This window comes from Mesorhizobium sp. M0243, assembly GCF_040321775.1.
Classification (GTDB): Bacteria; Pseudomonadota; Alphaproteobacteria; order Rhizobiales; family Rhizobiaceae; genus Mesorhizobium.
In genome coordinates, this window is the sequence record NZ_JAMYSF010000012.1 from 65717 (window position 1) to 78232 (window position 12516).

The 12516-nt window shown below is 63.2% G+C and carries 11 protein-coding genes; 9 read left to right on the forward strand and 2 right to left on the reverse strand.

Translation table 11 applies throughout. The features are described from left to right. Positions 1-23: 23 nt before the first annotated feature. The 4 genes from NKJ11_RS17450 to NKJ11_RS17465 are packed head-to-tail and all read left to right on the forward strand — an operon-like array spanning position 24 to position 4600. On the forward strand, positions 24-1214 hold the full coding sequence (locus tag NKJ11_RS17450) for a beta-ketoacyl-ACP synthase (RefSeq protein WP_128303982.1): 1191 nt from the start codon (positions 24-26) through the stop codon (positions 1212-1214). A 51-nt stretch (positions 1215-1265) separates the two neighbouring features. Further along, the gene (locus tag NKJ11_RS17455; RefSeq protein ID WP_127291675.1) at positions 1266-2537 is read left to right on the forward strand and encodes a beta-ketoacyl-ACP synthase; all 1272 of its coding nucleotides are present in this window, start codon (positions 1266-1268) and stop codon (positions 2535-2537) included. A gap of 37 nt (positions 2538-2574) precedes the next feature. Continuing rightward, the gene (locus NKJ11_RS17460) at positions 2575-3603 is read left to right on the forward strand and encodes a zinc-binding dehydrogenase (protein WP_127291678.1); all 1029 of its coding nucleotides are present in this window, start codon (positions 2575-2577) and stop codon (positions 3601-3603) included. 13 nt (positions 3604-3616) lie between these two features. Beyond that, positions 3617-4600 carry a lipid A biosynthesis lauroyl acyltransferase gene (locus tag NKJ11_RS17465; RefSeq protein WP_164892933.1) on the forward strand — a complete coding sequence of 328 codons (984 nt, stop codon included), beginning with the start codon at positions 3617-3619 and terminating at the stop codon, positions 4598-4600. Between the two features lie 61 nt (positions 4601-4661). Here the strand turns inward: NKJ11_RS17465 and NKJ11_RS17470 are convergent, their stop codons facing one another. Continuing rightward, positions 4662-5090 (reverse strand): L,D-transpeptidase, encoded by a 429-nt coding sequence (locus NKJ11_RS17470; RefSeq protein WP_023812266.1) that lies wholly within the window; start codon positions 5088-5090, stop codon positions 4662-4664. 222 nt (positions 5091-5312) lie between these two features. Here NKJ11_RS17470 and NKJ11_RS17475 point away from each other — a divergent pair, with 222 nt between their 5' ends. The 5 genes from NKJ11_RS17475 (at position 5313) to NKJ11_RS17495 (ending at position 11932) form a co-directional block, all read left to right on the forward strand. Continuing rightward, on the forward strand, positions 5313-6593 hold the full coding sequence (locus NKJ11_RS17475; RefSeq protein WP_352629375.1) for an acetylornithine deacetylase/succinyl-diaminopimelate desuccinylase family protein: 1281 nt from the start codon (positions 5313-5315) through the stop codon (positions 6591-6593). Between the two features lie 162 nt (positions 6594-6755). After that, positions 6756-8234, forward strand: a complete 1479-nt coding sequence (locus NKJ11_RS17480) for an ABC transporter substrate-binding protein (RefSeq protein ID WP_352629373.1) — start codon at positions 6756-6758, stop codon at positions 8232-8234. A 265-nt stretch (positions 8235-8499) separates the two neighbouring features. Continuing rightward, positions 8500-9447, forward strand: coding sequence for an ABC transporter permease (locus NKJ11_RS17485; RefSeq protein ID WP_023812269.1), 948 nt, complete (start codon positions 8500-8502; stop codon positions 9445-9447). Continuing rightward, on the forward strand, positions 9444-10313 hold the full coding sequence (locus NKJ11_RS17490; RefSeq protein WP_023812270.1) for an ABC transporter permease: 870 nt from the start codon (positions 9444-9446) through the stop codon (positions 10311-10313). The genes NKJ11_RS17485 and NKJ11_RS17490 overlap by 4 nt, the downstream gene beginning before the upstream one ends. Next, positions 10310-11932 carry an ABC transporter ATP-binding protein gene (locus NKJ11_RS17495; protein ID WP_352793845.1) on the forward strand — a complete coding sequence of 541 codons (1623 nt, stop codon included), beginning with the start codon at positions 10310-10312 and terminating at the stop codon, positions 11930-11932. Before NKJ11_RS17490 ends, NKJ11_RS17495 begins: the two co-directional genes overlap by 4 nt. 21 nt (positions 11933-11953) lie before the next feature. On the opposite strand, the gene NKJ11_RS17500 is transcribed toward NKJ11_RS17495, so the two are convergent. After that, positions 11954-12385 (reverse strand): TerB family tellurite resistance protein, encoded by a 432-nt coding sequence (locus NKJ11_RS17500; protein WP_352552444.1) that lies wholly within the window; start codon positions 12383-12385, stop codon positions 11954-11956. Positions 12386-12516 lie beyond the last annotated feature (131 nt).

Genomic DNA, 12516 nt, shown 5'->3' on the forward strand with positions numbered 1-12516 from the left:
CCGCCTGACCCACAAAGCCGCTCATGAGCAGCCCCCGCGACGTCGTCATCACTGGTATCGGCCTTGTCTCCTCGCTGGGGGAAGGTCCGGACGCCCATTGGCAGAAGCTCGCGCAGCCGGGCCTGGAACCGGTGCTCGAAGCGGCGCGCTTTGCACCCTATACCGTCCATCCATTGCCGGAGATCGACTGGAACCTGCAGATCGCCAAACGCGGCGATCAGCGCCAGATGGAAACCTGGCAGAGGCTCGGCACCTATGCCGCAGGCCTGGCGCTGGACGACGCCGGCATCAAGGGCAATGACGAACTCTGCACGACCATGGACATGGTTGTGGCCGCAGGCGGCGGCGAACGCGACGAGGCGGTCGATGCCGCCATTCTCGCCGCTTCGGAAAGCCGCAACGACCGCGATGTGCTGCTCAACGAGAAATTGACCACCGAATTGCGGCCGACACTGTTCCTGGCCCAGCTTTCCAATCTGCTCGCCGGCAACATCTCCATCGTCCACAAGGTGACGGGCTCATCCAGAACCTTCATGGGTGAGGAAGGTGCCGGTGTCGCCGCCGTCGAGACGGCAGCCGCGCGCATCCGCTCCGGCCAGTCGACGCACATCCTGGTCGGCGGTGCCTTCCAGACCGAACATTCCGACATGCTGCTCGGCTATGAACTCGCCGGCTATTTGCATCGCGGCCCGTGGAAGCCGGTCTGGCAAAGACAGGGGGCTGAGGGCGGCGGCGTCGTGACTGGATCCGGCGGTGCCTTCCTGGTGCTGGAGCAGCGCGAACACGCGACAAGCCGCGGACGAAAGATTTATGCCGAGCTTGGGCCGGTCGTCTCCGGCCGCGCCAGGCGCCCACGGGGAGAACTCGACACCGAGATCGCCGCACTGCTCAAGCAGGCTGCAATGCCGAACGGCAAATTACTGGCCCTGTCGGGCGCGTCAGGCGCCCATATGGCAACCATCGCCGAGAAAGCAGCGCTCGACGCCAATCCGGCGATTGCCGCGCGCGGCTTCTCGACGCTGACCGGGCACATGAAGGAAGCACAGTTTCCCTTCGCCGTGGCACTGGCGGCGCTGGCCGTCGATCGCAAGGCCGCCTACCCCGTTTTTGATGCCGCAGCCGAGAAGCCGTTCGAAGGGGTTCCCGCAACCGTCCTTGCAACGGCGATCGGCTATCACCAATTCGAGGGCATGGCGCTGATCAACGCCGCCTGAGGCGGTGTTCCACGATCCATGCTGCAACGATAAACGCTCGAGGGCTCCCGCATGGCCAATCTGAACGATCATATGGGCAGGCCGATCGTCGCCGTCACCGGCATCGGCGTGGTGACCTCGCTTGGCGTCGGCAAGGCCGACAATTGGGCGGCGCTGACCTCGGGCAAGTCGGGCATCCACCCGATCACCCGTTTTCCGGTCGATCATCTCAACACCCGCATCTCCGGCATGGTCGACTTCCTGCCATCGAGCTCGAAGGGCTCCAGCCACCTCACCTATGAACTGGCGGAAACCGCCGCGCGTGAGGCCGTGGCCGAATCCGGCCTCGATTCCGGTGATTTCGGTGGTCCTCTCTTCCTCGCTTCACCGCCGGTCGAACTCGACTGGCACGACCGCTTCGCGCTCTACAATTCCGACAAACTGGACTCCGGCGGCGAACGGCTGCTGCGGGTGGCGCGCGGATTGAAGGAACTAGACATTTTCGAGACCACGCAGTTCGGCTCGATCGCCGACCGGCTTGCCGACCGTTTCGGCACACGCGGGCTGCCGATCACGCTGTCGACCGCTTGCGCTTCCGGCGCCACCGCCATCCAGCTCGGTGTCGAGGCGATCCGCCGCGGCGAATGCGACCGGGCGCTGTCGATCGGCGCCGACGGTTCGGCAACCGCCGAGGCGCTGATCCGCTTCTCGCTGCTGTCGGCGCTGTCGACCCACAACGACATTCCCGAAAAGGCGTCAAAACCCTTCTCCAAGGAGCGCGACGGCTTTGTGCTGGCCGAGGGCTCCGGCGCTCTCGTGCTGGAATCGCTGGAAGCCGCGATGGCGCGCGGCGCCACGATTCTTGGCATCCTGCGCGGCTGCGGCGAAAAGGCGGACGATTTCCACCGCACCCGCTCGAAGCCGGACGCTTCGCCGGCGATCGCGGCGGTCCGTGCTGTGCTTGCCGATGCCGGCTTGAGCGAAGACGAGATCGACTACGTGAACGCTCACGGCACTTCGACGCCCGAAAACGACAAGATGGAGCATCTGTCGCTGTCGACGGTGTTCGGCGAGCGGATCGGCTCGATGCCGGTTTCGTCGAACAAGTCGATGATTGGCCACACGCTGTCGGCCGCCGGCGCGGTCGAGGCAGCTTTTTCGCTGATGACGATGCGCGAAAGCGTCATTCCGCCGACCATCAACTATGACAATCCCGACCCCGCGATCGTGCTGGACGTGGTGCCGAACAAGAAGCGCAATGCCGAGGTTCGCACCGTTCTGTCGAACTCCTTCGGCTTCGGCGGCCAGAACACTTGCCTTGTCATGGCGCGGGAACCGGTCTAAGCGACCTTTTTCAGCCAGACCGAAACCGACAGGCCCAATGCGCGCATTGCAACTTATCGAGGACCGCCGTCTTGAAACGGTGGACCTGCCGCCACCCTCACCGCCGGCACTTGGCGAAGTCACGCTGCGCATCAAGGCGGTGGCGCTGAACCATATCGACGTCTGGGGCTGGCGCGGCATGGCCTTCGCCAAGCGCAAGCTGCCGCTGGTCGTCGGCGCCGAAGCCTCCGGCGAGGTCGAGGCGGTGGGCCCCGGCGTTTCCAGCCTGCTGCCCGGACAATTGGTATCGATCTACGGCGCGCGCACCTGCGGCCTCTGCCGAGCCTGCCGCGAAGGCCGCGACAACCTCTGTGAACATGTTTCGGGTGTGCACGGTTTCCATCTCGACGGTTTCGCGCAAGAGAAGATCAACCTGCCGGCTCGCCTGCTGGTCCCTGCCCCGCCCGGCGTGACCGACATCGGCGCGGCGGTCGCGCCCGTCACCTTCGGCACGGTCGAGCACATGCTGTTCGACAACGCCAGGCTACAGCCCGGCGAGACGATCCTTATCCATGCCGGCGGATCCGGCATCGGCTCGGCGGCCATCCAGCTGGCCAAGCGGATGGGCTGCACCATCATCACCACGGTCGGCTCCAACGACAAGATCGACAAGGCCAAGGCGCTCGGCGCCGACCATGTCATCAACTACCGCGACGACCGTTTCGAGGGCGTCGTGCGCAAGCTGACCAAGAAGAAGGGCGTCGATGTCGTCTTCGAACATGTCGGCGCCGACACTTTTGCCGCCTCGATGTTGTGCCTGAAGCGTGGCGGCCGCCTGGTGACCTGCGGTTCGACTTCCGGCGTGTCGACGCAGATCAACCTCATGCAGCTGTTCCAGCAGCAATTGAAACTGCTTGGCTCCTTTGGCTGCCGCATGGAGAACATGGCAAACGCCATGCAGAAAATGGCGGCGGGACAGGTCGCACCTGTCATCGATACCGAAGTCGACTTCGACGGTATAGATGCCGCGCTGAAGCGCATGGAAGGCCGCGACGTGTTCGGCAAGATCATCCTGCGCGTCGGCTAGAGCCTTGACCTCTGTGTTCAAGAAGTTCCGCCGGGATCTAAAATTTCGTTACGGCAGGCAACTGCGCCAGCTCAATTACTGGCTGGTGGCGCGGGCGGCGATGATGATCATCTCGGTCCTGCGCCTGCTGCCGGCCGACAGTGCGCTGAATTTCGCCGACCGCGTCGCACGCATGGTCGGCCCCCGGGTGGGACGCCATCAGGTTGCCGTCGACAATCTGCGCAAGGCCTATCCGGAAAAGAGCGAAGCCGAGATCCAGGCGATCGCCTCCGACATGTGGGGCAACATGGCCCGTCTTGCCGCGGAATACATCTTTCTCGACGCCCTCTTCGACTATGACCCTACAGCCATCAAGCCCGGCCGCATCGAGGTCAAAGGAGCGGACCACTTCGTCGAAATCGCTGGCGAACAGAAGCCGCATATCGTCTTTACCGGTCATCTCGGCAATTTCGAATTGCTGCCGGTGGCGGCGGCGACCTTCGGCATGAACATCACGGCGCTGTTTCGGCCGCCCAACAATCCTTATCTTGCCGACTACATCCTCTCGACGCGCCGCTCGACCATGGGCTCGTTGCTGCCATCGATGGCCGGTGCTTCATTCGCCTTGGCCGGGGTCCTGGAGAACGGCGGCAACATCGGCATCCTTGTCGACCAGAAATTCTCCAATGGACTGGATACGACGTTCTTCGGCCGTCCGTGCCAGAGCAATCGGGTGCTGGCCACCCTTGCCCGTCACTATGACTGCGACGTCTATCCGGCGCGCTGCATCAGGCTGCCAGGCAACCGCTTCCGGCTCGAAATCGAGGACAAGCTGACATTGCCGCGCACCGCTGACGGCAGCGTCGATGTCCACGCCACCACCCAGCGTCTCAACGATGTCGTCGAACGCTGGGTGCGAGAAGATCCCGGCCAGTGGATGTGGTTCCACAAAAGGTGGGAGATCAGCGGCGGGCGTCGAAAGCGGCCCTCGCAGGCAAAAGCGGTCCCAAACGCTTAAACAGAACTGCTGGCGAGGGTGTTAGCCCTGCGCCAGCCGACAACAGCGAACCTGAATCTCTTCAGTTCGTCACGACAATCCGCGTATTGCCGAAGCCGGCTTGCCGAACCATCGCATAGAAGGCGGCGGCGTTGGTCGGGTGCAAGCGCACACAGCCATGCGATGCCGGGCGCCCGAGCTGCCTCACCGCGCCGGTGCCGTGAATGGCATAGCCGCCGCGGAAGAACACGGAATGAGGCATCGGCGACATGTCGTATTTGCGCGAATACCACATCCGCGCCGTCCGTTGCGGCCGATAGCTGCCGCGCGGGGTAATGTAGCCTTTGCGCGCGGTGGAGACGCTCCACCGGTAAACCGACGCACCATATCTGACGGTCATCGTCTGCGACGACACGTCAATATTTGCAACGAGGCTGGCTGCCCAGCCCTGCCCCGAAGCACCGAACAGCATCGCAACAAACACGGCTGCCATGAGAACTGTCTTTTTCATGCGATCAAACCCCTTTGATTGCCCCTAACCTGTCTGCCCTCAAATTGTCTTTCATCTTTTTAATGGCAGATGAACGGGCTAACACACACACCTTGACCAATTCGCCAATCCAAAGCAGCGAATTTGAACGATTTCCCGCAATAGTTGCCGCAACGACACGCCGCCCAGGCTCGATCACCAACGGGCTTGCAAAACCGCTGAGATCGCTGCTCAACTCTGGGTATGAACGAGCGACTCCTCCGGGCAATCGATGACAGGCGCGACGATGTCGTCGCGCTGACCACTGAGCTGATCCGTTTTCCGACCATCAATCCACCCGGCGAGGCCTATCGGCCATGCGCCGAATATCTCGGCGCGCGGCTGAAGAAGAGCGGTTTCGAGACCGAATTCATCCGCGCCGAAGGCACGCCCGGCGACACCGACCGCTACCCGCGCGTCAATGTCGTTGCCCGTTTCGACGGAAGATCGTCAGGCGCCTGCGTCCACTTCAACTCACACATCGACGTGGTCGAAGCTGGCGACGGCTGGACCGTCGATCCTTTTGCCGGCATCGTCAAAGACGGCAAGGTCTACGGCCGCGGCGCCTGCGACATGAAGGGCGGTCTTGCCGCCTCGATCGTCGCAGCCGAAGCCTTCCTGGAAGTCTTCCCCGATTTTCCCGGCGCCATCGAAATATCCGGCACGGTCGACGAGGAGTCCGGTGGTTTCGGCGGCGTCGCCCATCTGGCGAGCCTGGGCTATTTCTCGAAGCCCAGAGTCGACCACGTCATCATACCCGAGCCACTCAACAAGGACCGCATCTGCCTCGGTCATCGCGGTGTCTGGTGGGCGGAGATCGAGACCAAGGGGGAGATCGCGCACGGCTCGATGCCGTTTCTCGGCGACAATGCCGTACGTCACATGGGCGCCGTGCTGAGGGCTTTCGAGGACGAGCTGTTCCCCGCACTCGACCGCAAGATGACGCGCATGCCGGTCGTGCCCGAAGGGGCAAAACGCTCGACCATGAACATCAATTCGATCCATGGCGGCCAGACCGAGGACTTCCGGCCCGGCCTGCCGTCGCCCAACGTGCCCGACTCCTGCCGGCTGACCATCGACCGCCGTTTCCTGCTGGAGGAAGATCTCGACACCGTCAAAGGCGAAGTGACCGGTATTCTCGACCGGCTAAAGCGCGAGCGGACAAAATTCGACTACGAAATCCGCGACCTGATGGAAGTGCTGCCGCTGATGACCGAGCGCGACGCCCCGGTGGTCAAGGCGGTTGCGCAAGGCATCATGGCGATCTTCGACCGCGAACCCGACTATGTCATTTCGCCCGGCACCTACGACCAGAAGCACATTGCGCGCATCGGCCATATCTATGATTGCATCGCCTATGGGCCGGGCATTCTCGACCTCGCCCATCGGCCGGACGAATGGGTCGGCATATCGGACATGGTAGAATCGGCTAAGGTGATGGCGATCGGGCTCAACGTGCTGCTGCGCGGCACAGCCACGGAATAAGGTGTGCACCGCGACAAGCTTCGACCTGCCGATGCGGTCGCCAGGACAAAAACATTCCCGGCCCCGCCAACGGGCAGAACGAAACGCAATTTACTCCGTGGCGAAATCACGCTTCTATCGCCCGGGTTCGAGCACGTGTCTGAACGCATGGGGAGTTGCACGATGAAATTGTGGAAAACCATTCTGGCGGCCGCGGTGCTGTCGCTGGCCGCCGGCACCTCCGCGTTTGCCGCGCGAACCGACCTGGTCATCGGCATTCCGCTCGAACCCCCGCATCTCGACCCAACCGCAGGTGCCGCCGCGGCAATCGACGAGGTTCTCTACGCCAATGTGTTCGAGGGGCTGACACGCATCGGGCCGAATGGCGAGGTGCTGCCGGATCTGGCCGAAAGCTGGACCATTTCCGATGATGGAAAGGTCTACACCTTCAAGCTGCACACCGGCGTGAAATTCCATGACGGCACCGACTTCGACGCCAGCGACGTGAAATTCTCGCTCGATCGAGCCCGCGCCGAAAATTCCGTCAACGCACAAAAGGGCCTGTTCGCCGCCATCGACAAAGTCGACGTGGTCGACCCGGCAACCGTCAAGGTCACGCTGAAAAACCCGCAGGGCTCGTTCCTCTACAATATGGGCTGGGGCGACGCGGTAATCGTGGCGCCGGAATCTGCCGATACCAACAAGGAGAAACCGATCGGCACCGGCCCGTTCAAGTTCCAGAGCTGGGCCAAGGGATCGTCGATCACCTTGGTCAAATCGGATAACTACTGGGGTACGCCGGCGTCCCTCGACAAGGCCGAGTTCCGCATCGTGCCGGATGCAGCCGCCTATGTGCCGGCGCTGCTCTCGGGCGACATCCAGGCTTTCCCGTTCTTCGATGCCGACAGCGTCGCCCAGGTCAAGGACGACCCGCGCTTCAAGGTTGTGATCGGCGCGACCGAGGGTGAGACCATCCTGTCGATCAACAACAAGAAGCCGCCTTTCGACAAGCTGCAGGTAAGACAGGCGATCTCCTACGCGCTCGACCGCAAGGCGATCATCGACGGCGCCTCGGCCGGCCTCGGGCAGCCGATCGGCTCGCATATGTCGCCGGCCAACAAGGACTATGTCGACCTCACCGGCCGCTACCCGCATGATGTCGCCAAGGCCAAGGAACTGCTGAAGGAGGCAGGCCTCGAGAACGGCTTCAAGGCGACGCTGAAACTGCCGCCGCCCGCCTATGCGCGGCTCGGCGGCGAGATCATCGCTTCACAACTTCGCGACGTCGGCATCGATCTGGAAATCATTCCGGTCGAATGGGCACAGTGGCTGGATCAGGTGTTCACCAAGAAGGATTACGACCTGACCATCGTCTCCCACACCGAGCCCAACGACATCGATATCTATTCGCGCAAAGACTATTATTTCAACTACGACAATCCAGCCTTCGACAAGGTGATTGCCGACCTCGGTGTCACCTCCGACGAAGCCAAGCGCAAGGAATTGCTGGGGCAGGCACAGAAGATCCTGGCCGACGATGCCGTGGTCGGCTTCCTCTACGAATTGCCGAAGGTCGGAGTCTGGGACGCCAAGCTGCAAGGGCTGTGGGAAAACGCGCCGATCCAGGCCAATGATTTGACCAAGGTGAAGTGGTCGGATTGAAGACTCAGGCTGCCTGGCGGAACTTGCGCTCCGTCACACCCCCCTCTGCCCTGCCGGGCATCTCCCCCGCAAGGGGGGAGATCGGCAGTTTGGCCGATGGTGCACCCTTTGCAACCTTCTTGGTCTGCGCACCGTCAACGATTGGCGAAAGCCTCGATGAGAGCACAATCTCCCCCCTTGCGGGGGAGATGTCCGGCAGGACAGAGGGGGGTGTGCGGGAACGCAACCTTTGCCCGGTGGACAAAATAACAGTGCCTCCGCTTCCATGACCGCCTATCTCCTAAAACGCATCGCCGTCGCCATCGCCACGCTGCTGCTGGCTTCCATGGTGGTGTTCGCCGTGCTGGAGATCCTGCCCGGCGATCCGGCACGGCTGATGCTGGGCATGAACGCAAGCGCCGACCAGATCGAACTTCTCCGCAACCAGATGGGCCTCAACGCGCCACTGGCCTTGCGCTATCTGCACTGGGCCGGCGGCCTGCTCAGCCTCGATTTCGGCCGTTCCTACACCTATTCGGTGCCGGTCATCGACCTGGTGAGCGAGCGGCTTGCCGTCTCGCTGCCGCTGGCGCTGATTGCACTTGCGCTCTCCACCATCATCGCGATTCCCGTTGGCCTGTTTTCCGCCAGCCGGCGTGGACGCGCCGGTGATACGATTTCGATGGGTGCCGCACAGCTTGGCGTCGCCGTGCCCAATTTCTGGTTCGCGCTGATGCTGATCTATGTGTTCGCCGTCTGGCTGCGGCTGGTCCCGGCCGGTGGGTTTCCCGGCTGGAGTGCCGGCGTCTGGCCAGCCCTGAAATCGCTGCTGCTGCCGGCGGTCGCACTTGCCTTGCCGCAAGCCGCGATCCTGGCGCGCGTCACCCGCTCGGCGCTGATCGAGGTGCTGAGCGAAGACTACATCCGCACCGCCCGCGCCAAGGGCCTGCCCTATCGCGCAGTCTTGTGGCGGCATGCACTGCGCAACGCCATGATCCCGGTCCTGACCATTCTGGGCCTGCAATTCGCCTTCCTGCTTGCCGGCACCATCATCATCGAGAATGTTTTCTATCTGCCCGGCCTCGGCCGGCTGGTATTCCAGGCGATCACCCAGCGCGATCTGATCGTCGTCGAAAGCGTCGTCATGCTGCTGGTCGCCGCCGTCATCGCCGTCAACCTTCTCGTCGATCTTTCCTATGCGGTTGTCGATCCGCGCCTGAGAAGCCGGCAATGACACTGCACATCGACATCCCAGAGGAGACGTTCGGCAGCATCCTGGCCAAGGCATTCAGGAACACCGCCTTCGTGGCCGGTTTCGTCATCACCCTGCTGATCCTGGCAATGGCAATCGTCTCCTATGCGTGGACGCCCTACGACGTCACCAAACTGGTGATATCGGACAAGACGCAAGCCCCCTCTCTGACGCACTGGTTCGGCACCGATCATTTCGGCCGCGACATCCTGTCGATGGTCATGGTCGGCGCCCGCAATTCGATTGCCGTGGCGCTGGTCGCGGTTGGCATCGGCATGGGGGTCGGCGTGCCGCTCGGCGCCTTTGCCGCGGCACGCGGCGGCCTCGTCGACGAGGCACTGATGCGGCTGAACGATCTCGTCTTCGCCTTCCCGGCTTTGCTGTCGGCGATCATGATCACCGCCATCTTCGGGCCGGGCGCGATCAACGCCATCATCGCCATCGGCATCTTCAACATTCCGGTCTTTGCCCGTGTCGCCCGCGCCGGCGCGCTGGCGATCTGGCCGCGCGAGTTCATTCTGGCCGCGCGCGCCGCCGGCAAGAGCAGCACGCAGATCACAATCGAACATGTGCTGCCCAACATCGCCACGCTGCTCCTGGTGCAGGGCACCATCCAGTTCGCGCTGGGCATCCTGGCCGAGGCCGGGCTTTCCTATCTGGGCCTGGGTGCCCAGCCGCCGATGCCGAGCTGGGGCCGCATGCTGTTCGACGCGCAGACCCGCATGGTGGTGGCGCCATGGATGGCGATCTTTCCGGGCATGGCGATCGTCGTCGCCGTGCTGGGACTGAACCTGCTGGGCGACGGCATTGCCGACATCCTCGATCCGAAATCGCGGCGGCAGCGATGAGCCTGCTCGACATTGAGAACCTGTCGCTGACTATCGGCGACACGCAGATCCTCAGGGGTATGGAGCTTTCCGTCGCGCCCGGTGAGGTAATGGGGCTGGTCGGCGAATCCGGTTCGGGCAAATCGATGACCGCGCTGACGGTGATGCAGCTTCTGCCCCATGCCGCGCGCGCCACCGGACATGTCACATTCGACGGCATCGACATCCTGGCAGCAACCGAGGACCAGATGTGCGCGCTGCGCGGCGACGACATCGGCATGGTCTTCCAGGAGCCGATGACGGCGCTCAACCCGGTCAAGACCATCGGCGAACAGGTTGCCGAAGGCATACGCTGGCACACCAAGGCCAGCCGCGCCGAGGCCGAAGACCGGGCGCGAAAGATGCTCGACCGCGTCGGCTTGCCCGAGGCGAAATTCCCGATGGCGCGCTTTCCGCACGAACTGTCCGGCGGCCAGCGCCAGCGCGTCGTCATCGCCATCGCCTGCGCGCTGAAGCCGAAGCTGCTGATCGCCGACGAACCGACGACGGCGCTCGACGTGGTGCTGCAGGCACAGATCCTCGACCTGTTGCGCGACCTCGTCGCCGAAAGCCGCATGGGCCTGCTCCTGATCTCGCATGACCTCGCCGTGGTGACCGAGATGGCCGACCGCATCACCATCCTGCGCCATGGCGAGGTGATGGAGGCCGGCGACACGGCGCGCACGCTGTCCGAACAGACCCACCCCTACACGCGCCAGCTGGCGCAGGCCTCGATGCATGTGCCGGCGCGCGCCAGGCCGCATGACATCGAGACGGGCCAACCTTTGCTTCAGGTCGAAAGCGTGACCCGCGACTATCCCGGCCGACGCACCTCATTGTTCAAACGCGCGCCTGGTATCCGAGCCGTCGACGATGTCTCCCTGTCGATGGCGCCGGGTCAGTCAGTGGCGCTGGTCGGCCGCTCCGGTTGCGGCAAGTCAACGCTCGCCCGCATGATCCTGGCGCTGGACCAGCCAAGCTCGGGCACGATCCGGTTCCGAGGCGAGACCGTCACCGGCAAGAGCGAAGCCGAGCTGAAGCCGGCGCGACGTAACATGCAGGTCGTCTTCCAGGATCCCTACGGTTCCTTCGACCCGCGCCAGAAAGTCGAAAAACTGATCGCCGAACCCCTGCATGTGCTGGAGAAAAAGCCGACGCGCGCCGAACGCCGCGAGATGGTGGCGCATGCGCTGCACGAAGTCGGTCTCGGCATCAGCGACATGGACAAATACCCGCACGAATTTTCCGGCGGCCAACGCCAGCGCCTGTCGATCGCCCGCGCCATCATCACCCGCCCGAAACTGGTCGTCGCCGACGAGCCGGTCTCGGCGCTCGACGTCTCGATCCGCGCCCAAATCCTCAATTTGTTCGCCGAACTCAACCAGAAGCTCGGCATCGCCTATCTCTTCATCACCCACGACCTGACCGTCGCCCGGGCCATCACGGACGAGGTGCTGGTCATGCATGACGGCAAGATCGTCGAGCGCGGCAAGACAAACGAGGTGCTGGATCACCCGCAGTCGGAGGCGGCCAAGGCACTTGTCACCGCAGCCCCTGATTTACACCGGGCGATCGCCAAGCGGCTGCGAGAGCAAGGCTGATCAGGAGAGAAGGCGGCCCAATCACTCCTGCGGCTTCACCACATCGACCGGGCTGATATCGAGCAGGTCGAGGGTGCGGCGCAGCAGGCGCACCTCGCTCTCGGCCAGTTGCGAATCGGCCTTGGCGATCTCCGCCATATGTTTGGCCAATTGCCGGCGCCGCTCGATGTCGAGATCGCGGAACAGTGCAATCGCCTGCGAGCCGTTGGTCTCGTAGCCGAACTCGTTGAGATATTCGATGACGCTGTCGATGCTGCTTTCCTGAATGCCGAAGGCGTCCTTGCAGATGCGCCGGAAGGCAACCATCTCGCTCTCGCTGACCGACCCATCGGCCAGGATCATGCGAAACAGCATCAGCAGTTCCGCCGACAGGACCGGATCGTCCGCCACCTTGCGCACACCCGGGTCGCCGTCGAATATCTGACGTATCTGGTCCAGCAATGCGAATGCCATCAGGAGCCTCTTTCCGGTTAACCACACAAATACAAATCCAAGCGCGATGCGCTTGGATAGAGGTAGCGCGGAATCGACCTTGCGCAAACAGGGCGGCCGTGGTCGAACGCCCGATATTTCAGCCGGCCGGA